Source organism: Streptomyces sp. NPDC006430 (assembly GCF_040612395.1).
Classification (GTDB): domain Bacteria; phylum Actinomycetota; class Actinomycetes; order Streptomycetales; family Streptomycetaceae; genus Streptomyces.
The window spans coordinates 25,935-46,144 of the sequence record NZ_JBEXQA010000031.1 but is presented as its reverse complement, the minus strand read 5'-3'; the positions used below and the strand labels follow the sequence as shown (position 1 = coordinate 46,144).

Annotated in this window: 24 protein-coding genes; 10 read left to right on the top strand and 14 right to left on the bottom strand. The window is 70.7% G+C overall.

Features of this window, described 5'->3' with window-relative positions; all coding sequences use genetic code 11:
- Positions 1-252 precede the first annotated feature (252 nt).
- The 4 genes from ABZZ20_RS30300 to ABZZ20_RS30285 form a co-directional block, all read right to left on the bottom strand.
- Positions 253-1,335: a DUF3533 domain-containing protein gene (locus ABZZ20_RS30300; protein ID WP_356875043.1), complete on the bottom strand. Its 1,083-nt coding sequence runs from the start codon at positions 1,333-1,335 to the stop codon at positions 253-255.
- Between the two features lie 106 nt (positions 1,336-1,441).
- Positions 1,442-2,035, bottom strand: coding sequence for a TetR/AcrR family transcriptional regulator (locus ABZZ20_RS30295; RefSeq protein ID WP_356875041.1), 594 nt, complete (start codon positions 2,033-2,035; stop codon positions 1,442-1,444).
- A 349-nt stretch (positions 2,036-2,384) separates the two neighbouring features.
- Positions 2,385-2,756 carry a PadR family transcriptional regulator gene (locus ABZZ20_RS30290; protein WP_356875039.1) on the bottom strand — a complete coding sequence of 124 codons (372 nt, stop codon included), beginning with the start codon at positions 2,754-2,756 and terminating at the stop codon, positions 2,385-2,387.
- Positions 2,757-3,063: 307 nt separating this feature from the next.
- The gene (locus ABZZ20_RS30285) at positions 3,064-3,342 is read right to left on the bottom strand and encodes a hypothetical protein (RefSeq protein ID WP_356875037.1); all 279 of its coding nucleotides are present in this window, start codon (positions 3,340-3,342) and stop codon (positions 3,064-3,066) included.
- 583 nt (positions 3,343-3,925) lie between these two features.
- Here ABZZ20_RS30285 and ABZZ20_RS30280 point away from each other — a divergent pair.
- From ABZZ20_RS30280 to ABZZ20_RS30250, 7 genes are all read left to right on the top strand, one after another.
- Positions 3,926-4,141, top strand: coding sequence for a hypothetical protein (locus ABZZ20_RS30280; protein WP_356875035.1), 216 nt, complete (start codon positions 3,926-3,928; stop codon positions 4,139-4,141).
- 151 nt (positions 4,142-4,292) lie between these two features.
- Positions 4,293-5,102: a hypothetical protein gene (locus ABZZ20_RS30275; protein ID WP_356875033.1), complete on the top strand. Its 810-nt coding sequence runs from the start codon at positions 4,293-4,295 to the stop codon at positions 5,100-5,102.
- Between the two features lie 578 nt (positions 5,103-5,680).
- On the top strand, positions 5,681-5,941 hold the full coding sequence (locus ABZZ20_RS30270) for a hypothetical protein (protein ID WP_356875032.1): 261 nt from the start codon (positions 5,681-5,683) through the stop codon (positions 5,939-5,941).
- Positions 5,938-6,069: a hypothetical protein gene (locus ABZZ20_RS30265; RefSeq protein ID WP_356875030.1), complete on the top strand. Its 132-nt coding sequence runs from the start codon at positions 5,938-5,940 to the stop codon at positions 6,067-6,069. The genes ABZZ20_RS30270 and ABZZ20_RS30265 overlap by 4 nt, the downstream gene beginning before the upstream one ends.
- Positions 6,066-6,395: a hypothetical protein gene (locus ABZZ20_RS30260; protein WP_356875028.1), complete on the top strand. Its 330-nt coding sequence runs from the start codon at positions 6,066-6,068 to the stop codon at positions 6,393-6,395. Before ABZZ20_RS30265 ends, ABZZ20_RS30260 begins: the two co-directional genes overlap by 4 nt.
- A gap of 200 nt (positions 6,396-6,595) precedes the next feature.
- Positions 6,596-6,859: a Scr1 family TA system antitoxin-like transcriptional regulator gene (locus tag ABZZ20_RS30255; protein WP_356875105.1), complete on the top strand. Its 264-nt coding sequence runs from the start codon at positions 6,596-6,598 to the stop codon at positions 6,857-6,859.
- Between the two features lie 193 nt (positions 6,860-7,052).
- On the top strand, positions 7,053-7,556 hold the full coding sequence (locus ABZZ20_RS30250) for a TspO/MBR family protein (RefSeq protein WP_356875026.1): 504 nt from the start codon (positions 7,053-7,055) through the stop codon (positions 7,554-7,556).
- A gap of 40 nt (positions 7,557-7,596) precedes the next feature.
- Here the strand turns inward: ABZZ20_RS30250 and ABZZ20_RS30245 are convergent, their stop codons facing one another.
- From ABZZ20_RS30245 to ABZZ20_RS30235, 3 genes are all read right to left on the bottom strand, one after another.
- Complete coding sequence (locus tag ABZZ20_RS30245) at positions 7,597-9,186, bottom strand: molybdopterin-dependent oxidoreductase (protein ID WP_356875103.1); 1,590 nt, start codon at positions 9,184-9,186, stop codon at positions 7,597-7,599.
- A gap of 143 nt (positions 9,187-9,329) precedes the next feature.
- Positions 9,330-9,461 carry a hypothetical protein gene (locus ABZZ20_RS30240; RefSeq protein WP_356875024.1) on the bottom strand — a complete coding sequence of 44 codons (132 nt, stop codon included), beginning with the start codon at positions 9,459-9,461 and terminating at the stop codon, positions 9,330-9,332.
- On the bottom strand, positions 9,458-10,219 hold the full coding sequence (locus ABZZ20_RS30235; protein WP_356875022.1) for a hypothetical protein: 762 nt from the start codon (positions 10,217-10,219) through the stop codon (positions 9,458-9,460). The genes ABZZ20_RS30240 and ABZZ20_RS30235 overlap by 4 nt, the downstream gene beginning before the upstream one ends.
- A gap of 211 nt (positions 10,220-10,430) precedes the next feature.
- Between ABZZ20_RS30235 and ABZZ20_RS30230 the strand changes: the two genes are divergently transcribed.
- The gene (locus ABZZ20_RS30230) at positions 10,431-11,828 is read left to right on the top strand and encodes a family 43 glycosylhydrolase (RefSeq protein WP_356875020.1); all 1,398 of its coding nucleotides are present in this window, start codon (positions 10,431-10,433) and stop codon (positions 11,826-11,828) included.
- A 17-nt stretch (positions 11,829-11,845) separates the two neighbouring features.
- Here the strand turns inward: ABZZ20_RS30230 and ABZZ20_RS30225 are convergent, their stop codons facing one another.
- On the bottom strand, positions 11,846-12,796 hold the full coding sequence (locus ABZZ20_RS30225) for a helix-turn-helix domain-containing protein (RefSeq protein WP_356875018.1): 951 nt from the start codon (positions 12,794-12,796) through the stop codon (positions 11,846-11,848).
- A gap of 364 nt (positions 12,797-13,160) precedes the next feature.
- Between ABZZ20_RS30225 and ABZZ20_RS30220 the strand changes: the two genes are divergently transcribed.
- Together ABZZ20_RS30220 and ABZZ20_RS30215 are read left to right on the top strand one after the other, a co-directional pair.
- Positions 13,161-13,766 carry a hypothetical protein gene (locus ABZZ20_RS30220; protein WP_356875016.1) on the top strand — a complete coding sequence of 202 codons (606 nt, stop codon included), beginning with the start codon at positions 13,161-13,163 and terminating at the stop codon, positions 13,764-13,766.
- The gene (locus ABZZ20_RS30215; RefSeq protein WP_356875014.1) at positions 13,723-14,070 is read left to right on the top strand and encodes an RICIN domain-containing protein; all 348 of its coding nucleotides are present in this window, start codon (positions 13,723-13,725) and stop codon (positions 14,068-14,070) included. The genes ABZZ20_RS30220 and ABZZ20_RS30215 overlap by 44 nt, the downstream gene beginning before the upstream one ends.
- A 137-nt stretch (positions 14,071-14,207) precedes the next feature.
- On the opposite strand, the gene ABZZ20_RS30210 is transcribed toward ABZZ20_RS30215, so the two are convergent.
- From ABZZ20_RS30210 to ABZZ20_RS30185, 6 genes are all read right to left on the bottom strand, one after another.
- Positions 14,208-15,779 carry an amidase gene (locus tag ABZZ20_RS30210; protein WP_356875012.1) on the bottom strand — a complete coding sequence of 524 codons (1,572 nt, stop codon included), beginning with the start codon at positions 15,777-15,779 and terminating at the stop codon, positions 14,208-14,210.
- The gene (locus ABZZ20_RS30205; protein WP_356875010.1) at positions 15,776-16,999 is read right to left on the bottom strand and encodes an MAB_1171c family putative transporter; all 1,224 of its coding nucleotides are present in this window, start codon (positions 16,997-16,999) and stop codon (positions 15,776-15,778) included. The genes ABZZ20_RS30210 and ABZZ20_RS30205 overlap by 4 nt, the downstream gene beginning before the upstream one ends.
- A 15-nt stretch (positions 17,000-17,014) precedes the next feature.
- Positions 17,015-17,563, bottom strand: a complete 549-nt coding sequence (locus tag ABZZ20_RS30200) for a hypothetical protein (protein ID WP_356875008.1) — start codon at positions 17,561-17,563, stop codon at positions 17,015-17,017.
- A gap of 36 nt (positions 17,564-17,599) precedes the next feature.
- Entirely contained in the window at positions 17,600-17,974 is a 375-nt protein-coding gene (locus ABZZ20_RS30195) for a helix-turn-helix transcriptional regulator (RefSeq protein WP_356875006.1), read from the bottom strand.
- Positions 17,975-18,271: 297 nt separating this feature from the next.
- Complete coding sequence (locus ABZZ20_RS30190) at positions 18,272-19,783, bottom strand: CATRA conflict system CASPASE/TPR repeat-associated protein (RefSeq protein WP_356875004.1); 1,512 nt, start codon at positions 19,781-19,783, stop codon at positions 18,272-18,274.
- The gene (locus ABZZ20_RS30185) at positions 19,773-20,159 is read right to left on the bottom strand and encodes a CATRA system-associated protein (RefSeq protein WP_356875002.1); all 387 of its coding nucleotides are present in this window, start codon (positions 20,157-20,159) and stop codon (positions 19,773-19,775) included. The genes ABZZ20_RS30190 and ABZZ20_RS30185 overlap by 11 nt, the downstream gene beginning before the upstream one ends.
- Positions 20,160-20,210: the final 51 nt, after the last annotated feature.

The following is a 20,210-nucleotide window of genomic DNA, read 5'->3' as shown; positions in this document are numbered from 1 at the left end:
GAACGGTCGTCCGAGCAGCTCAAGCAGGGTGCGTTCCCTCCGTAACGGCACGCGCACGCGGGGCGATGGCGGTGCCGACGTGCCCCCTTGCGTCCGCTGACCTGCTGCCGGCTGCACGCGGTTCATCGAACGGCCACTCAGCTTGGCCGGATGAGCACGGTCGCCGCGCCGCGGGTAGCGGGCCCGTAGGCGGGACGGCCCGTCGTGGCCGCCCCGCCGTTCACCCGACACGGCACGGGCGCCCGGGGGGAGCTACGCGTCCAGGAGCCGCCGGCCTCGGCGGATGTGGACGGCCGAGGCCGCAACGGCGAGGACCGTGCCCAGGACCGCGTAGCCGGCGAGCACGCAGAGGGGCCGGGTGATGGCGTGGCCGGAGAAATAGACGGTGTTGCGTACGGCCGTGGTGCCGGCGCCCGGTGGCAGCCACTGGCCGATCCTGCTCCAGAACGGCGGCAGCAGCGCGCCGGGATAGGCGCCGCCGGCGCTGGGATTGCCGAGGATGACGAAGACGATGATCGTCACACCGATGCCGACGATGCCCCACAGCACCTGGAAGGCGACCGTGGTGGCGGCTGCGGCGAAGACGACGAGCGAACCCAGCGCCCACAGCTGTGCGAAGTGACCGCTCAGCGCACCCAGGACCGGGTCGACGATGACCGCACCGCCGAGGCCGGACAGGATCGCGTACACGGCCAGCGTGGCAAGGCGGATGACGGTGCGGTGCATGTTCGCCGGGCGTGCCCCAGCGGCAATGCCGAGGATGGCGGCGGCCAGGTAGCCGCCGACGATCCAGCCCAGGACGAGGTAGAACGAGGACATGCCGCGCCCGTCGCTGGCGTCGGGCGGCCTGATGTCCGTGACGGTCACCTGCCGGTGGCGCTCCGCCTCGATGCTCCGGGCGATCTGTTCGGCGGTGGAGGAGACCGCGGGCCCGCTGGCGGAAGCCACCAGCAGGGTGTCGGTGCTACTGGTGGGGTTGACGACGACCGCCGCGTCGACGGTGCGGTTCAGGATGAGGGTGCGGGCCTGCTTCTCGCTGGAGGCGGCCCGCGCGCTCAGCGGCTCGCCGTCGAGCCCGTTGAGCTGGTTGATTATCGTGGCCGAAGCCTGCGCGGGGGCGACGACCGCAACGGAGATGGCATGGGGCTTCGGTGCGTGGAAGGCACCGATGTAGGAGAGGACGAAGCCCAGCTGCAGGGCTAGCACACCGATGACCAGGACCACGCTGCGCGGGCTGACCGCATCACGGAGCTCGGCGACGAATCGCCGCCCCGTGCTCGCGGGCGCGGAGGCGGGAGCGGTGTCCGGCGGGGTGTCCGTAGAGGGCTGTGTCATGGGCAGTTCCTTCGTGCTCGTCGTGCAGGTCTGTGACAAAGAGGGCCGGTGAGGCGGCAGGTGTCCTCACGGCGATGGAGGGGTGCGCGGCGGGCTCCGCCGGCCGTCACCGTTCCTGGTCGCCCGTCCCGCTGCGCGGGGACAGGAGCGCCAGGAGCAGCTGCTTGAGCCACTGGCGTGCGTGTTCGGTGTCGCGATCCAGCAGTACCTGCGTGGTGACGCCGTCGTACACGGCGAGCACGGCACGGGCCGCGCCGTCAGCACCCCCGAGCACCGGCGGCAGCCCGCCGTGTTCGGCGACGGCGGTCAGCCGCTGCGCGATCGCCTCCTGTAGCCACTGCCGGTGCTGCAACAGCGCCTGGGCCACCTCCTCGCGCCGCGCGGCGTAGACCAGGAAGTCCGACTTCACCAGCAGCCAGTCGCGTTCCAGCAGCAGCGCTTCGGTCAACCGTTCCACCGCAGAGGCGAGGTCGAAGTCGGCCACGTGGGACGTCAGCGCCTCGGTGAGCTGCGTGGTGAGCAGTTCGGCCCGCGCCTGGTACAGCGCGAAGAACAGCCCTTCCAGGCTGTCGAAGTTCGAGTAGAACGCCCCGCGGCTGTAGCCGGCCGCATCGCACACTTCCTCGATCGAGACACGGCCGAACCCCTTCGCCGCGAACACCTCGAACGCCGCCGCGAGCAACCGGGCCTGCGTCTGCACGCGGCGCTTGGTGACCCGAGGCCCGGCACTTTCCCGTGCTGCCGCTCGCCGGTCAGACGGCGCAGGGTTCCCTCCGCTCGACATCCTGACCCTCCATTCACGATACACAGATGTATCCGATACATGAATGTATCAAATGGAAGCGCGATCCGCCGATCAGCGCCGGGCATCGACGGGCGTGCCGCGGTTGCCGGGCGCGGGAGGGCCGGGGGCGATCGAGGCGCCCGTCAGGAACGAAGGAGCCGCACCGCCGCAGCGCCGGGGAGGAGGACGCCCGCCGCCATGAGGGTCAGCAACCCCGTCGGGGTGCCCCACCTGGAGAGGGTGACGAGAGGGTGCTCTGTACCGCTCACGCGGAACCTCCGGTGGGTGCTGCCAGGAAGTGGTCGACGCCGTCGCGGAAGTAGGGCCAACTCTCGCTGAACTCGGCAAGGGCCGCCCTTCCGGATGCGGTGAGGGTGTAGTAGCGGCGCGCGGGGCCGGTGGCGGATTCACGCAGCTCGGTGTCCACGAGTTGCTCCCGGCGCAGCCGGGACAGCAGGGGGTAGATCGTCCCTTGACTGGTGGTCATGACGCTGACGGCAGCGAGCTCACTGAGGATTTCGACGCCGTAGCGCGGGCCGTCGCGCAGCAGTGCGAGGACGCAGTACTCCAGTACGCCCTTGCGCAGCTGGCTGGCGACCCTCCCGGTCGCTTCAAATCTTGCTTCACCAGGAACCATGCAATGCAAGGTACCTCCGCACAGCTCGCCGATCAACCACGCCGGACGGTGGCGCCGCCCACCGCGCATCGGCCCATGGCCGGGCAAGTCCAGTTCCCTCGAACGTCACTTCGCCTCGGAGGCGAGCTCGAACGGCGTCGCGGTGGCAGCCGTCGGCGGGCCCGGGCACGGCGGGCTGGGCGACCCGAGGACCGAAACGGACGTGCGGGACGCGCCGCGCGCAGTGACGAACAGCGTCGGGCCGTCGATGCGGCCCGGCCCACTCACATCACCGTACGGTCCACCGTGCTCGCGACCGCCCCCTTGATCACGTTCGCGTGATGGGCAGGGCGAGTGGCGCGGACGAGGCGCCGCACTCGGCGCAGGCTGCGATGCCGGCCGCTTCCGATACGGCCGCCACCGCGCCTTCCCATGGGGGTTGCGTCTCTTCCACGTGTCGGGACAGGACGTGCCTGAAGTGTTGTTGGCGCCGCAGCTCGCGGCTGTCCGTGTAGTGCATCCGGCCGACCCCTGACGACGTCCAGGCGGCGCAGCCCGTACCCAGTACGGCGCAGATCAACGCGATCCACAGGAAGGTGTCTGTCACGGCGGGTCCTCTTCGGTAATTGATGATCAGGGGCACTCGCAGCCGCTCACAGCCGGGCCCCCGGCGACACCTCGACATAACGCAAGGGCATATGCGGGGTTGCGCGCACTCCGCCGATTCAGCCATGCGCAGTATTCCGCCAGCCCGCCGAATTCTCATATGACTTAAGCAGAATCTCTGAACGCTCGGGCACATTCCGTCCGGACTGCCGAGCCGTGGGGCGCACAGTCTCGCGCGAGCGCCGGAGTACGGCCGAGTGCGCATGGTCGGGCAGCCGGGCGACCGTATGCCGGCAACCGGGGCGAGCCCACGGCGGACCCACCCTCGATCTCCTTTCGTCTTCCCCGCCTTGAGCTGGCAGGACTGCTTCACGAAAGGCGCGCGGCCACGCTTTCTCCGCCAGTGCAGAAACGATAAGGGACGCTGGTCAACCCTCGTCTACTTCGCCATCATCACCTGGATGGACCACACCCTCCCCCGCGTCCGGAGCGTTGGGTGGACTATGACAACACCAAAGCACTCAGCAATGTTCCCGCAGAGCGCAGAAATCGACGGCCACGACGTTCGCACGGGAGCTACAACGGTGGGGAATTGGACGTACACGGGCTGGACCCAGGACAAGAGCGCAACGCTGCTCCATGAGGGGCTGGAGGTCGATCTCCATTACACGTCCACGATCTTCGAGGACTTCCTGGAAGCGATGAGCCGCATCCAGAGCGACTTCAACCGACGGTCGCCGGAAGTCGGTCCGTTCAAGACGACGGTCGGCGAACCCACCGGGCAGATCTCCCGTGTTTGAGCAGTACGGTCTTCACGACACACACGGTTCCTACCCCCATCCGGACGCCTCCGCCGTGTGGCCTCACGACGCACACGCTTCCTACCCCCATCCAGACGCCTCCGCCGTGTGGCCGGGGACGGACCACGAGCCACCTGCTTCCCAACCGTTCATGGGTTTGGGCGAGGTGAACGGCCCGTGGGATGCGGCGGAGGAACTGGCGTACCTCCTCCAGGGCGCCATGGGGCCGAGACAGACGGAGACCTTCGACCCGGTCGGCTTCGATGAGCCCGGGGATACGGCCAGCCACGCCGGCCTGGTCACCGAACTGTCGCAGGGCTCTGACCAACGGGCGCACGGGCCCGCCCCCCATGGGCACCGTAGGAGCACGTCGAGATCGTCCGAGGCCTCCACGCTGTCCCTGCTCAGAACGGGCAGCCTCTTCACCGCCGTACTGGTCGCCGTCATCGCCGCCGTGGTGAGCATCTTCAGTGGCCTGGCCATCTGCGACACCCTGCGCCACAGCGCGGGACCGCGCACCGCACACGACGTGGTCAGCTGGTGGCCCCTGCTGATCTACGGACCCTGGATGGTCGCCTCCCTGTCCATCCTCCGGGCCGCCCTACACCAACGTCGCGCCGTCCACTCCTGGGCCATCGTCCTATTGTTCTCCACCCTCGCCACGCTTCTTTGCGTGGCCCAGGCGTCCCACACGTTCGCCGCACGGGCGGCGGCCACTCTTCCGCCGATCGCCGCGCTGGCCTGCTTCCAACAACTCGTCCGCCAGATCACGCTCACGCGCCCACCCCGCCAATCGACCCCACGACACCGCAACCGCGCCCCCTCCCCACTCCGACAGCCGGCCGCTACGAACAGCCCGGGCAAGGCACTTCCCGACTACTCGGCGCCCGATTACCCGGCGATGGAGCAAAGGGCCGCCCGCCCACCCACCCCCGCCCCCCGATTCCGCTACGGCTCGTGATGGTCGTACGGTCACGCGCCGGCCACAGCCGTGCGCTTCGCCGGACGAGTTCGTCGAACGCAAGCGTGAGCACCATGTCAGTTCGGCCCGCCGTCCCCTGCAAAGGGGTCGCCTGCGGCGGCGCCGCGGGAACGCGGCCCACCGCAGTCGGGCGTCACTAACTTCTCGGACACCTCGGTCCTTCCCAGAGTCAACGAGCGTGATCGCTTGCATCTCAGGAACGAAGATCGAAACCCATAGGTCACGGGCTGAACACGGTCTCAGTCCTACGGGTCCACACCGCTGACCGGCCACTCCCCGATAGGCCGTCCGCGCGACGCGGTCTCCGCGACGGCAGCCCCTGGCACCGGGACGCGGCCGTCGGCGCCCCCACCTGCGCGTGTTCGCGTTCAGATGATCCGATTCCGCTCCGGTGCGGTGCCACGGGACCTCCTGAGCAGCCCGGTGGTACGACCCGTGATGCCCCCGCCTCCTGGACCGGTCCGGACGACCGGTCCGCGGCGCGCTTCAGCACTTCGTTTCCCCACGTCTTTTACGACACGTCTCCTACGACACGTCTCCTACGAGAGGACAGCTCCATGCCCCACGACCCCGCCCAGGCAGAGCGCCTTCGCTATCAGCGGCGCCAGGACGCCGGGTACCGGGCCGGAGAGGAAGCCGTCACCAGCCTCCAGGCGGCACTCGCGCTCGCCGGCCTGACCCTGCCCTCTCTGTGCAACGACGGGCCGGTGGGCTGCCGTGGTTTCGTCCGGCTCGGGGGGTGCAGCGTAGACCTCGCCAATCAGCTCGCCGAGGTCATCGCCGCGGGTGCTCACGCCTTGCAGGAGCAGCGTTCGTGAGCACCCGGGCCGATCCGGAGGCATTCGAGTGGTGGCCCGACCGCACAGGGGCCGGAGAGGCGCACCGCAGCCTGTGCGGCTTCCTGTGTCTCGCCACAAGTGACCTGTTCGCGGAGGTGCTCACATGAAACCGTGGCGGGCTTCCTCACCTGCTCCCGGGGTGCCGCAGGCGGCGCTCGACCCCTACCGGTTCCCCGGCATGCGCCGCTTCGCGGAAGACGAGGAGACGAGCGGCGTAGACCCCGGGGCTCCGCGGCTCGACCCGCTCCGCGCCGCGCGTCGCCCGGCCGGGGTCCCGAGTCCCGCTGACCGGCGGCGTCTTGACCTGCACTCCTGTCTGACCGTCGCAGGCGTCCCCCCGCTCGCCGGCGACCTCCACGCCATCGACGTGCTCTCCACCGTCGACGAGACCACGTACGCGGCCGTCATACGTTGGATCACCCGTATTCACTGACCTCGTCGCCCTTCCCTGGCCGGGCTTCGCACCACGACGGCCGGCAGATACCGCTCACGCCCATGGGCTCTGGTGCCGCAGAACACCAGAGCCCGACCACTACACCACCGACATCCGCATTATCGGGGAGAACCACGCCCGGGGCCGGCCGGACTAGGCCGAACAGATGATGCTCGCCGTACGGATGCTGCTCGTGTCGGATCGGGTATGGAGAATGCGGCCTGCTCCAGACTCCCGCCCATGCGGCCGCGGTCATCGCGGAAACGATCCCTTGCCCCACGGCCGAACAGGACGCCGTCGGTCTCGACGTGCGCCTGCGGTGCCAGCACCGCGCACATCACCCCGCCCGGCCCTTCCGCTCATGGACCGTGCTGGACGAATCCGTACTGCACCGCATCGTCGGCGACCACGACGTGATGCGCGACCAACTTGAGCACCTGAACTCAGCGCCCGTCCCGCATTGAGTGGCTCTCGTGCTCTCGGAGGTGCCTGCCGGCGGAGCATGCCCGGGGCTCGCGCGTCCGGGCATGCAGATGCAGTGCGTCCGGCCGGCGTGTGGGATGGGAAGAGAAGTCGTGGGGCGGAGGCGGCGGCGCCGGGCCGCCGCGTCCTCCCCACCCGTGCCAGAGGCCATCGAGACCGAACCGGGAGCCAGCCATGGCGCCACCTGCGACACCGACACGACACCGCGCGAGCAGGGGTTGGGGATCCCTCGCCGCGTTCCTCGCCGTGACCTACGGGGTCGCGGCCGTGGGCGCGCTCGTCTCCCGCGACGCGGGCGCGGTCTATCGGTCCCTACAGCGTCCCGCCTGGGCTCCACCAGCCTGGCTCTTCGGCCCCGTCTGGACCGTCCTCTACGCCACCATCGCCATCGCGGCATGGCTGGTGTGGCGCCATCCGGATCGCCCAAGGGTGCGGCGGGCCCTCACCTGGTGGTCCGTACAGCTCGCCCTCAACCTGGTCTGGACCCCCCTGTTCTTCGGCGCCCGCGAGTACGGACTCGCCCTGCTGGACATCGCCCTGCTGCTGGCGGCGCTGGGCGTCACCCTGGTCCGCTTCTACCGCCTGAACCGTACGGCCGCGTTCCTGCTCGTCCCCTACCTGCTGTGGGTGGCGTTCGCGACCGCCCTCAACGCTGCCGTCTGGCAGCTCAACGGGTAGCGCCACTGGGAACGGAGCGGGTTCGCCCGGCGGTCCGTGCCTAGCCGACGGTGACGAACACGCTGTGCCAGCCGCTCGCCCCGTCGGGGATGGTTCGGACGCGCTGTTCGGTCTGTAGTTGACCGGTGCCGTCGGTGGCGCGAACGGTGACCGTATGGCCGCCCGGAGTCGTCTTCCAGGGGAAGGACCACTGGCGCCAGGTGTCGACGCCCGCCTGGGGAGCGAGGTCGGCCTCCTGCCAGGGGCCCTCGTCGACGCGTACCTCGACCCGCTGGATGCCACGGTGCTGGGCCCAGGCCACACCGGCGACGGTGACGGTTGCCGAGTCGGGGCGCGCGAACGGCTTGGGGGTGTCGATGCGGGCCAGTGTCTTGATCGGCGCCTTGCGGGCCCAGCTCCGCTTCACCCAGTACGGGTCGTAGGCGTCGAAGGTGGTGAGCTCGATGTCCTCGATCCACTTGCAGGCGGATACGTACCCGAACAGTCCGGGCACCAGCATCCGCACCGGGAACCCGTGCTCGAAGGGCAACGGCTCGCCGTTCATACCGACCGCGAGCATCGCGTCGCGGCCGTCGAGGACGTCCTCGACCGGGGAGCCCAGCGTCATCCCGTCCACCGAGCGGGCCACCAGCTGATCGGCGGGGCCGCCCTTGGACGGCGGTTCGACCCCGCATTCCCTCAGGAGGTCTGCGAGTCGTACGCCCAGCCAGCGGGCGTGCCCGACGTAGGGGCCTCCGACCTCGTTGGAGACGCAGGTCAAGGTGATGTCCCGCTCGATCAGCGGGCGCCCGAGCAGGTCCTGGAAGGTGTAGGTCCGAGGTCGGGTGACGCCCTTGCCGCGGACCCGCAGCCGCCACGTGTCCGCGTCGACCTTGGGTACCACCAGGGCGGTGTCAACGCGGTAGAAGTCCCGGTTCGACGTGGTGAAGGAACTGATCCCCGCCACCTTGAGCTGGGCACCGGCCGGCAGCGGCGGCGCCGGGGAAGCCGGTGCGGGCAGTTCGACCGCGGCCCGGGAGGCGACGGCACCCTCACCGCGTCGGCCGGTCAAGGCACGACCCACGGCCCCCACCCCGGTGGCGGCGACGGCGGTGGCCGAGACGGCCACCAGGAACCCGCGCCTCGACCACACCGAACCGACTACCGCGCCGTCGGCCGCGGCGGTACGGCCGGAGACGACGTTCCCGATCAGGACGTACAGGACCCCGGCGCCCGTCAGGGCCCCGGCCAACGAGGGCAGGGCGTCCGCCGGCCCCTGGGCGTCCGGGCGCGTCAGCGCGGCCGTCGCGCCGACGACACCGAACAGCAACACGCCCACCGCTGCGGAGCGCCGGCGGCGCAACGCCACCACACCCAGCACCACGGCGAGGAGGGTGATGGTGGCCAGGATCCCGGTCTGGAGGGCGAACTTGTCGTTCTCACCGAAGGTGCGGATCGCGTAGTCCTTCAGCGCGGCCGGTGTCCGGTCGACCGCCGCGCCGCCCACCACGGTCACGGGCCCCGCCTGCGGCCGGACCAGCGATGCGACGAACTCGGCCACTGCCAGAGCGGTGTACCCGGACAACAGTCCGGACAAGGCACCCGGTGCGCCGCGGAAGAGGTTCTTACGGAAGCTGCTCACGCCGGCTATTCGCCGTGCTCCGTCCTGCGGATGGGTGAGAGGAGGACGGGAGGACGGGAGGACGGGAGGACGGGAGGACGCTCGGGTCGTGGCCGCCGCCTCAGCGGGGCAGTGTCTGGGTGACGCGCCACAGGCGGCGGGGCAGGTCGCCCTCAACGGAACACCGCGGCGGCGTGCACGGCGGGGGCCGAGGGCTGTTCACCGTACATGCCCGGACGGGCGGTGTAGGTGCTCTGCCAGTGCTGCCACTGTGCAGCAGCCAACTCCTGCTCGTCCTCGCTCACGCGTCCGCACTCCCCGGTCCGGGCCGACGCCCCGACTCTGACTGCAACTGCCTCACCCGGGCGCGGAAGGTGCGCCAGCGCCTCTCGTTCTCGTGCACGAGCGTCGCCGACTGCACCATCAGGTCGGCCGCCCGGTCGAACAGTTCGGAAGACGAATACAGGTAGGCAGGGGTCCTCCGCTCACCCCGCAGGTCGGCCCGGAGCGCCGTTGGAGAGAAGTCGACCCTGGCCAGCAGGTCGAGGGCGCGGCGCAGCAGCCGAGCGACCAGGGCCTGCATGTCCGCCGATTGCCAGTCATTGGCGATGATCCGGTGCCGCTCCCCCAGCAGGTCGGCGAGGGCCGAATAGGCAGCCAAGGTCCCGGCGATCTCCCATGCCTGTTCCATGGACCGGGCCAGCCAAGCGGCGCCGCTCTCGGTCTCATCGGCAAGCGTGGCGACCTCGTGTTTCATCCGCTGGAGTTCGGCGGGCTCGCCCTCCCCTTCCATGAAGAGGATCCCCGACTCCGCTACGAGCCCGGGAGCGTTCAGGTCCTCCGTGCCGGCGAACGCGATCGTCGATGTCCGCTCACCGGCCTCGACGTCGCTCCACCGATCGGCCAGTGACTTCAGTGCCCGAGATCGTGCCTGGAGCTCGCCCGCCTGCCGCAGCGGCGCTTGCGCGTAGTACTCCTCGTGCTCCCGATGGAACCGCGCGAGGTTGTCGATCACCTGCAGCAGCGCATCCGGAGGGGCGGGCGGTGCCTCGTCCTCGGGCATGGGAGCAGTGTGCACCACGTCCCGCGTCCACGGCCTGGGGGCACGCCCACACGGGTGAACAAGGCGGCGGCCCGTGCCCCGGGATGCGACCGGGGCCGTTGTGGGGGGTGTGAACGCCGAAGCCGCAGCCCGCCCGGTCGCGTCGGGGACCGACGCTACGCGCCCCGCTCTGCCCCCGCGCGTGCGCGGACACGCGACCTCGGGCGTACACGTGACCACCCGTTCCTGCAGCGTCCTCGGACAGCAGGTGTTCCCCACGGCCCCGCGCCGGTTCGGGCGCGCACTGGCCGCCGCGGTCACCGGTGTGCTCGTCGCGGGCGTGCTCGCGGCGGCGCCGGCCGGGGCGGACGTGGCGGGCCCGGTGCTCGACCGGGACTTCCCCGATCCGGACGTCGTCAAGGTGGGCCGGACGTACCACGCCTACGCGACCCACGGCCAGGCGGTGAACATCCAGCACGCGACGTCGCCGGACTTGGTCCACTGGTCGCTGGTCGGCTCGGACGCCTTGCCCCACCTCGGGCAGTGGGCGGAGCCGACCCGCTCACTCGTATGGGCACCGGAGGTCTTCACCAACGGCCACGGGTTCACCATGCACTACACCGCTCGCGACCGTGCCAGCGGCAGGCAGTGCATCGGCGTCGCCCTGTCCTCCTCCCCGGACGGCCCGTTCCGGCCCACCGGGGAGGGTCCGTTGGTCTGCCCGGTCGATCAGGGCGGTGCGATCGACGCCGCGAGCTACACGGAGGACGGCCTGCGGTACCTGCTCTGGAAGAACGACGGCAACTGCTGCGAGTTGGCCACCCGGCTCTACCTCCAGCCGGTCTCGTGGGACGGCACCCGTACGACGGGGGAGCCCGTGGCACTGATCGGGCAGGACCGCGAGTGGGAGGGGAAGCTGGTCGAGGCGCCCACCCTCGTCCGGCGCGACGGACGCTACGTGCTGTTCTACTCGGCCGACTTCTACGGCGACCACACCTACAAGACCGGCTACGCGGTGGCCTCCGACCTCACCGGCCCGTACACCAAGGCTTCGACACCCCTGATGACCACCGACTCCTTCGGGAACACGGTCCGAGGCCCCGGCGGGCAGGACGTCGTGACCGGTCCCGACGGACGGGACCGCATCCTCTTCCACGGCTGGAGCCACGACGGCTCGCGACGCTCCCTGTACGCCGCCGACCTTGGCTTCGCGGACGGCCGTCCGGTCGTCCGCGGCAGCAAGGTGCTCCATCAGGCGGAGAACGCACGGGTGCAGCACGCGCTCGTCCGTGATGCCGCGGGTGCCTTCGAAGGCCGGGCAGTCGGCGGGATCGACCACCCCGACAGCTTCGTCGAATTCTCCGTCTTCGCCGCCTCCAGCGGCCCCCATGCCTTCTGGGTGCGCTACGCCAACGGGTCTCGGGACACGGCCGACCGGCCCGCGCCGGCCTCTCACGTCCTGACGGTCAACGGGCGGGCGACCACCCCGGGACGGGTGGAGTATCCGTACACGGGGTGGGACGCCTGGCAGAAGACGGAGGTGTCCGTCCCGCTGCACCAGGGGTGGAACACCGTACGTCTGGCCAAGGGCGAGCGCTACGCGGAACTCGACTGCGTCGAGGTGGCCTGAGCTTCCGGCCGCCCGCGTCAACCCCACTTCTGATGGTCCGAACCGTCGCAGGGCACGGCCCGCAGTCCTGCCTCGCCGTCGTCGAGACACGCTCCCGAGGCCCGGCTCTTGATCTCGACCGAGGCGTCGGTCCAGGCGGTGACCGCCCACTTCTGGGAGGGGGCCCTGGTGCAGGACACGCCGCGGAGCCCGGAGGCACTGCTGTCCAGGCAGGCGCCCGTCGCATGGTTGCGCAGCTCGCTGGTGCCGTCGGGGTAGGGGTGAACCGTCCACCGCTGGTAGCTCAATCCGTTGGGCTCGAAGGTGCGCAGGCCCTTGTCGAGGCTGTGATCCAGGCAGTTGCCCGTGACACGGTTGACGAAGATCCGGGTGACGTCCTGTAGCCGCGCCGCGCCCTGTGCGACGGCCCGACGGGGAGCCTGCGCATCCGGTGTGCCCCGCACCGGTGCGGGTGCCCCGGACGAGGGCAGGACGAAGCGGACCACCATGCCGCCGAGGAGCAGTCCGACGCACACGCCGCTGACGGCCCAGGCCCAGCGGCGCTGTACGAGCAGGCCGGGCATCCGCCGCGGTCCGCGCGGGCGGCGCCACCAGGACTGCGTACCGGTTGCCGGGGCTGCGGTCGGGTCTCCGGTCGGACCTGCCGTCGGATCTGCCGTCGGATCTGCGGTCGGGGCCGGGGCCGTGGCGGGGTCCGCGGACACGAACACCTTCGGCTGGCACCGGTCCGCCGCCTCCCACAGGGCCCGGTACTCCGAGGGGTCCGCGCCCAAGGCCCGACACAGATCGCGGACCGTCGCCCAGGGCGGAACCGTGCTGCCCCGTAAGTAGCGCGACAACGACGAGTCGCTGATCAGCACTTCGGATTCCAGCGACCGCAGCGTGCGACCGGACTTCTGCTGCAAAGCCCTGAGGGCACTTCCCAGTTGTTTATTCGGACTGGCGTGCTGCCCGTCGAGTCCTGTCATGGTCGACCCCTTCCGACGGCAGCGGGCCGATGCTCCGCCAGGCCGCGTCGTGTCCCGGGATGGTCATGTCCCAGCAGGTCAGAACCTTAGGGATCCCGACATCGCTGAAGCAACCGGGACAACATTGCAACGGCCGCCGCGCCGCCACAGACTCCTTCTCGTCCGGTCCCGCGGCCCGTCCGGACGCCGCCTCAGGTGTCCGCACCGACGGCACGGGTGTCGCGAGGGGCGTGCACGTCCGCTCCCCTGCGCCTCCAGGACTTCACAGCCCGCACCACCAGAACCGGTAGCTGCCCTGGCGCCCTCACCTGGCCGCACGAACCGGCGTACCCCGTACGCCCTCACGAGAAAATCGGAGTCCACCATGTCCGAGAACACCACCCGCCGCTGGGTCATGGCAGCGTTGACCACGGTCGTGTGCACGGGATCCCTCCTGCTGAGCGCACCGTCGGCGCCCGCTGCGCCCGCTGCGCGGCCGACCGCCGAGGTCAGCTCCCCCGTGTCCTGGGCCGAAGGGGCCGGGGCCGTGCAGGCGGCTCCCCGCGTCACCCGCGCCCAGGTACTGGCACGGGCGAAGACCTGGCTGACCGCCAACAACGGCCGGCCCGTGCCCTACAGCCAGACCAAGCGGTGGAAGAACGGCTACCGGCAGGACTGTTCCGGTTACGTCTCCATGACGCTGGGCCTGTCCAAGCCCGGTCCCAACACCGTCTCCCTGAAGAACGACGGGTTCACCCGCCGGATCGCGATGAAGGACCTCGCCCCCGGCGACCTGGTCATCAAGGCCAACAGCAATAGCCCGGACAACCGTCACGTCGTCATCTTCGACGGCTGGGCCAACGGTGCCCACACCGTCTACAAGTCCTACGAGCAGGCGGGCGGGGTCGGTACCCGCTGGAAGCAGCACTCCTACGGCGTGAACGGCCGTGACGGCTACCACGCCTACCGCCCCGTCAACATCGTGGGCTGATCCGCCCCGGATCGCCGCGCCGACTGCCGTACGAGGCCGCGCGGGCGGGCAACGCCCCTCCGCGCGGCCGTCCACAGAACCAGTTGCACCGATCGAGGAGAACGACAGCGAGTTCGGGGTCCGCACGTACAACTGCCTGGGCAACGACCACCAGAAGTGGAACGTCCACCAGTGGGCCGACGGTACCCGTGAGCTGCGCAACGTCAAGACCGGGCTGTGCCTGGACGACAGCCCCGCGCACCACCTCCGCACCTTCCCGTGCGGAACGCACAGCCAGAAGAGCCCGTACCAGACCTGGCGCTGAGCTGCTGGGGCCGTGGCCACGGCCACGGTCGCCGAACCAGCGCAGAGGGCCCCAGGCGAACCTGGGGCCCTCTGTGGTGCGAGCTCGCCCCGCCCCACCCCCGTGGAGGCAGAACGAGCCCGGTCATGGGTGCCCGGTCACGCGGTGAACGCGGGCGGTCGCACGGGCTCGGGGAGCCGTCGTGCCAGGTGCTTGGCCACGTCGATGACCGTGCGGTCGGCCAGGTGGGGGCCGATGATCTGGATGGCCAGGGGAAGGCCGTCCGCGGTCTTGCCCGCGGGCATGACGACGGCCGGGAGCCTGACGTGCCCGGCGATGTTCAGCCATGCCGTCTGGTCGAAGTACGGGCGTTTCTCCCCGTCGACGGTGATCCACCGGCCTGGGACGGGCGTGGCCGTCTGGTCTTCGACGGCTGCGGTCGGGGCGGCCGGAGTGATGAGGACGTCGTGGGTGGCGAAGTAAGCGGCCCAGTGGTCGCGCAGCTTCTCGCGTTCTTCGTTCGCGCGGAGCCAGTCCCGGTGTCGCATGGTGCGCGAGTGCAGGAAGAGACCGCTCGGATCGTCCGCGGGGATCTTGTCGGCGGCCGCGACGTCGTCGGCGAAACCTGCGTCGGTGGCGGTGGCGCTCGCCGTGGCGAACATGAGGCGCTGGAACAGCCTGTCACTGTCGGCCAGGTTCACGGGGCGGGTGGTGTCGTCGACGGTGGCACCGGCGGACCTGACGAGCTCGGTGACCCGGTCCAGGAGCTGGCGGGTGCTCCGGTCGACGTGGCAGCGGGGATCGTCCGGCCACACGCCGACGCGGTAGTCCGCCAGGCGGCTGTGCTTCGGCGCCGGAAGGTCGATCTTCCAGGCGGCGGCGTCGGCCGGGGACGGTGCGGCGAGCACGTCCAGCAGGACTTCGAGGTCTTCGGCGCTGCGGGCGACGGGGCCGAGCGTGAGCATGTCGGAGGAAGTGAGCCAGCCGGGCGGCCGGGGAACGTGACCACGGGTGGGGACGATGCCGGCGCTGGTGCGCAGGGCGTACACACCGCAGTAGGCGGCGGGGAGGCGCAGGGAGCCCGCGAGGTCGGAGCCGACTTCGAGGCTGGTGATGCCGGCGGCGACGGCGACGGCGGCGCCGCCCGAGGATCCGCCCGCGGTCCTGGTGCCGTCGTACGGGTTGTTGGTCGTGCCGAAGAGGGGGTTCGACGTCTGGATGTCCTGGCACATGACCGGGACGTTCGTCTTGCCGACGATGACTGCGCCGGCCGCGCGAAGGAGTGCGACGGCGTCCGCGTCCCGGTCGGGAACGTGTGCGCTGAGGTCGGGTGAGCCGCAGGTGGTACGGATTCCCCGGGTCTCCAGGGCGTCCTTCACGGTGATCGGCAGTCCGTGGAGCGCACCGAGCGGCTTGCCCGTTTCGGCCATGTGCCGGTCGGCGGCGTCAGCGGCGGCCCGGGCACCGTCGGCGTCGAGGGTGGCGACCGCGTTGAGGGCGGGGTTGGTCCTGGCGATGTGCTGGAGGTACTGCTCCAGCAGGTCCCGGCTGGTGACGGTGCGCCGGCGCAGCGCGGAGAGCTGTTCGCGTGCGGGTGCCAGGTGCAGTGACGCCGTGCCGGGGGTCTTCGTCGCGCCGGCGCGGGAACGCCCGGCCGCGGGCGTGGTGGCCATGGAGGCCGCGGCGGCGATGGCGGTACAGGCGACGAGCAGGGTGCGGCGGAGGATCACGAACGGGCTCCTGAGGTAATGCTGCGCAAGTCGGAAGCGTCGCGGGTCTCGGGCGTGGGCGGGGTGAAGTAGGAGGCGACGCGCTGGAGGTGGAGCAGTTCCTCTTCCGTGGTGGCGAGGGGCAGCTCCGCGTCGGCGTACTCGGCGGGGGCGTCGACGGGTTCCTGGGCCGCGTGCCGAACGAGGGCGGCGTGGATCTGGTCGGCGGTCACGGCCGCGGCGAGCTCGACGCCGATGAGCCCTTCGGCCCGCCGGTGGGCTTCGGCCTGCTCCCGGGCGGTCGGGTGCAGGTAGCGGCGCATCAGCTTCTGGCCCTGTCGGATCTCAACGCGGCGGCGCAGCAGGGGGAAGTGGGCGCTGCGGCCCCGCAGGACGTCCTGGCGTTGGCGCGCCGGGCGGCGCAGCGTGATGCCGGGGTCGGCCTGGTCGAGTGCCTGCCACAGCTGGGCCAGGCGCCGGTAACGGAGGTGTGCGGTGGTCCATTCGCGGGCGCTGTGGGTCCGCCGGGCCACGGTCGGGATGAGGTAGCCGATCTGCGTGAGGGTGGCTCCGATGTCCCCGCAGGCCCAGGCGAACTCGTTGAGCTTGCTGACGCTGAACCCGACCTCGGCCCCGATGATGCCGCTGATGCGTATGCCGCTGTAGCCGAGGGTGATGACGGCGCCGACCGTGACGAGGCGCAGGCTGAAGGCGATCGACGGGTTGGTGGCGGTGCGCGCGTACTTCCAACAGGACCGGGCGAGGTAGATCTCGGCGACGCTGTAGGTGCCGAAATACAGCAGCACGTAGGCCTGGAAGACCGGGTCGTGGGCGTAGTACAGGGAGAAGTCGGTGGGCCTGGTGGTGGCCGGGGTGAGCAGGGCGAACAGCACCGACATGGCGGCGATGGTCCCGGCGGCCGCGACGAGCAGGAGGCGGCTTCGTCTACGGGCTTGCGCGAGCGGCTTCGACCAGTGCGCCAGGACGGTGGCCTGGAGCGCGAGGACGAGGATCACGCAGCCCTGGGCGATCGGTACGACGATGTTGGGGACGCCGAGGAGACCGTCGACACGCACCCACACCCAGGTGAGGGAGACGGCGTAGCTGAGTGCGGAGAAGCCGTAGGTGAAGGCCAGGGCCACCAGTGCCGGATCGCGGCGGCTCTTGCCGAGGTCGCGCACCAGGATGAGGAAGCCCGTACCGGCGATCGCCAGGCACAGGGGGTGAAGTACGTCTTTCACTGGTCCCTCGTTCGGTCAGCGCAGCAGCGTGCGGGCTATGGGGTCGGCTTCCCGGGCATCCGAGGCACGGGAGGCGCCCAGGTGCTCCTGGAGGAGGGATCCGAGCATCTCGGCTTCGAACTCCTCCGGCTCGTTGTAGCGGGTGCGACCGAGCACGAGCTGCACCGTGGCGGGGTCGATGTCGGTGATCAGTCCGCCGAGGTTGCCCGCATCGAGGGGCGCGTTGCCCCGGTGGCGCTTGAGCATGTGGCCGAACTCGTGGCCGACGATGATTTCGGCGTGTGCCCGGCTGATGGCGGTGTCGTAGAACACGTAGTCCGTGTCCCCCGTGGCGAGCCACAGACCGCACGGCGCGGATGCGTCCAGGGAGTCGGGGTCCGTCGGGTCCGACGCGAACGGCATCAGTCGGATCGAGCGGTCGAAGTGCTCCTCCATGAACGGCACGAGGTCCAGGACGCTGTCGACCGCAGGAAGACCGAGGCTCTCGACGAACGCTCGGCTCCGGCGCTCGACCTCGTCGGCCTCGCGGTCGGTTCCGCGGTTACGACGACGGCTGAGCCACATCGAGCTTCCCCTTCTCGTCGGGACGCCGGACGCCGGTCACGACAGGTCCCCCTCGGGATCGTCGGACAGGCCTTCCTCTTTCCGTACGGCTTCGAGGGCCGCCAGGACCTTGCGCTGACCGGCGGCCGACACGCCCATCGCGCGCAGCGCGATCTGCTCGACGCCGTTCTCCTTCAGCTTGCGCAGGATCTCGAACTGGGTCGCGATCTTCCGCGTGACCTCGTCCTCGACGAAGTAGGCGGCCTCCACACCGAAGAACCGGGCGAGGAGCGGCACCATGGTGATGGTCGGCGTGCGCTTGCCCGCGCGCAGATAGCTGATGTGGGAGCGCGTGTAGCTGTCCTCGCCGTACGACGAGATGGTGCGCGCCACATGCGCGTTGCTGTACTCCTCGGCGCCCGGGGGACGCACCCGGTCGAACAGGAAGTTGAGACGGTCGCTGAAGGGAGCACCGGGGCCCGGGACCGGGACCGGGTTCGAAATCGGTCGAGGTGCGTCCGGCCCATCAGGTCGGTCTTCTGATTCCGCCACTGCGCGCTGCCCCCTTCCTCATGCGTAACTATAGTTGACGCCCGTTGCGCGTAACTATAGTTGACGTCCTGGCAGCTGGTCGCGGCCGGGCCCGCAGAAGTGCTGAACGTCTCTCGCCGAGAGCACGGCGCAGCATGCCGGGGCGCAGCCGGCGTTGACCCGTCCCCGTCCCCGTCCTCAGTCGCCGTGTGCCGCCTGCATGCGGTCCGCCAGAAGTGCGGCGCCTCCGAAGGCCGAGGCGCACCCGACGCTCACCAGCGGGAGGGCCGCGGCGCCCGTCAACGCAAAGGCCCCGACGGACGCCCCCAGCCAGCCCGTCGCCGCACCGACGGCGAACACGGACAGCCGGTCGAACCAGTTGGGGCGGCGGTCACCGCCGTCCGCCCGCCGCCAGCGAAGCAACTGCACGGGCAGCAGCAGGGCCAGTACGGAGAGCCACGTGATCAGCGGCGCGTGCAACACGCCCGGCAACGGTGGGCGGTAGCCCAGGGCCTGGATGGCGGCGAGCGCCATCAGTAGGGCGCCGACCACCGCGCCCTGGACGACGGTCGTCCGCTGCTGATGCAGGTGGAGACGCTGCTGCACGACCAGTGCCGTGGTGCGGGAGATCTCGTCGGCCTCCTGCTTGACCGATTCCGCGTGGGCGATGTCGTCGTCGAGGAGCGCGATCAGGCCCCGCCCCAGTTCCTGATCGCCGTCGACCTCCCCGCCGGGGCCAGGGCCGGGCGGCAGGATCCCGACCATCCTGTCGAGCGTGATCCGTACCGAGTGGCGCATCTCGCGGACGTCCCGCAGCGACTGGTTGAGTCCCTGGTCGCCGACGTACAGTGCGGCGGTCGCGGCTTCGGCCGCGAGGAGTTCGCCGGGCCCCGAACCGCCCGCGACCACGTCGCCGCACAGTGCGGCCAATCGTTCGGAGGCGGCCGACAGGCGCAGACATGCGGTCCGGAAGTCGTGCCGGTGGGTGCGGTGGACCGATGCCTGGTGGTACAGACGGGCGGCGCCCTCCACATAGGAGGCGAACGGGGCCGCCACCCCGGTGCGGTGGACGTGCCAGGTCCAGGAGTCGAAGGCGTCCTCCTGCGCGGCGGGTCCCACCACGACGGCCTCCTGTGTCGCTCCGTGCCCGGCTTCGGAAGGGTCGGAACGCAGGACCAGGTAGCCGTCGGGCGTACGCCGCCACCGGCTGCCGAACCGTGTCGGTGGGGGTACCGAGGCGAGGAGGCGCGCCAGGCGGTCCGCACGGCGGGCGGCTCGACCACCGTCGAGCGCGCGGTAGACGAAGGTCGTACCGAGGGCGATCCCGGCCGGCAGGGGCAGTACCGACGCCTCCCAACGGGAGCGCAGGTCACCCCAGGAGGCACCGGGGGACGGGAACAGCGCCGCGGTGACGCCGACGACGTCGTGGCGCAGGAAGGCGAAGGCCTGAGCTGCAGCCGGGCCCGCGCACTGGCGGGCCGCGAGCAACCGCGTCCCGGAGCCGGCGGGTGATTGCAGGAGGGTTGCCAGGGGCGGGAGTTCGGTGCGCCCGTAGTCGGGGACCGGGTCCGTCATGCCGAGCCGGTCGCCCAGCCGGGTCCACATCAGCCCGAGGGAGCCGGTGCCGTTCTCCTCGTCCTCGGCGGCCCGTTCCAGGTGCGCGAAGGTGTGGACGACCAGAGCGTGGCCCTCGAAGCGGTTACGCCGCATCGTCGTCGGCGGAACGGGCCGGGTCGGCGTCGGCATCGGCATCGCACGCGCCGGGTCCGCCGGAGGCGTCCGAACCCCCCGGTCCGGCCACGCGGATCCGGGCCACCAGCCGGTCCAGTCGGTCCGCGAGCGGAGGCGGAGCGGGCGTTCGGGAGTGCGGGTCGCCGAGCATCCGCATCCGTTCGCTCGCGACGGAGTCTTCGAGCTCGTAGAGGGCGCGCCGGAGGCGGTTCGTGTCCCCACCGTCCAGGGCGCGTTCGAGATCCGCGAGCCCGCTCTCCCACCCGGCCCACACGGCGGGCTCCGCGACGGCCCTCTCCGATAGGGCGGCGAGCACGAACTCCGCGTCCTCCAGGGCGTCCGACCAATCGCTCACGGGCTCCTCCTCAGACGTCCTCGCCCTGCGAACAGCATGTAACTATAAGGG

Bases quoted from the DNA above. Each gene is read 5' to 3' on its own strand.
- ABZZ20_RS30300 (WP_356875043.1), bottom strand. From the start codon at position 1,335: ATGACACAGCCCTCTACGGACACCCCGCCGGACACCGCTCCCGCCTCC.
- ABZZ20_RS30290 (WP_356875039.1), bottom strand. From the start codon at position 2,756: ATGGTTCCTGGTGAAGCAAGATTTGAAGCGACCGGGAGGGTCGCCAGC.
- ABZZ20_RS30275 (WP_356875033.1), top strand. From the start codon at position 4,293: ATGGGTTTGGGCGAGGTGAACGGCCCGTGGGATGCGGCGGAGGAACTG.
- ABZZ20_RS30270 (WP_356875032.1), top strand. From the start codon at position 5,681: ATGCCCCACGACCCCGCCCAGGCAGAGCGCCTTCGCTATCAGCGGCGC.
- ABZZ20_RS30260 (WP_356875028.1), top strand. From the start codon at position 6,066: ATGAAACCGTGGCGGGCTTCCTCACCTGCTCCCGGGGTGCCGCAGGCG.
- ABZZ20_RS30250 (WP_356875026.1), top strand. From the start codon at position 7,053: ATGGCGCCACCTGCGACACCGACACGACACCGCGCGAGCAGGGGTTGG.
- ABZZ20_RS30235 (WP_356875022.1), bottom strand. From the start codon at position 10,219: ATGCCCGAGGACGAGGCACCGCCCGCCCCTCCGGATGCGCTGCTGCAG.
- ABZZ20_RS30225 (WP_356875018.1), bottom strand. From the start codon at position 12,796: ATGACAGGACTCGACGGGCAGCACGCCAGTCCGAATAAACAACTGGGA.
- ABZZ20_RS30220 (WP_356875016.1), top strand. From the start codon at position 13,161: ATGTCCGAGAACACCACCCGCCGCTGGGTCATGGCAGCGTTGACCACG.
- ABZZ20_RS30200 (WP_356875008.1), bottom strand. From the start codon at position 17,563: ATGTGGCTCAGCCGTCGTCGTAACCGCGGAACCGACCGCGAGGCCGAC.
- ABZZ20_RS30190 (WP_356875004.1), bottom strand. From the start codon at position 19,783: ATGCGGCGTAACCGCTTCGAGGGCCACGCTCTGGTCGTCCACACCTTC.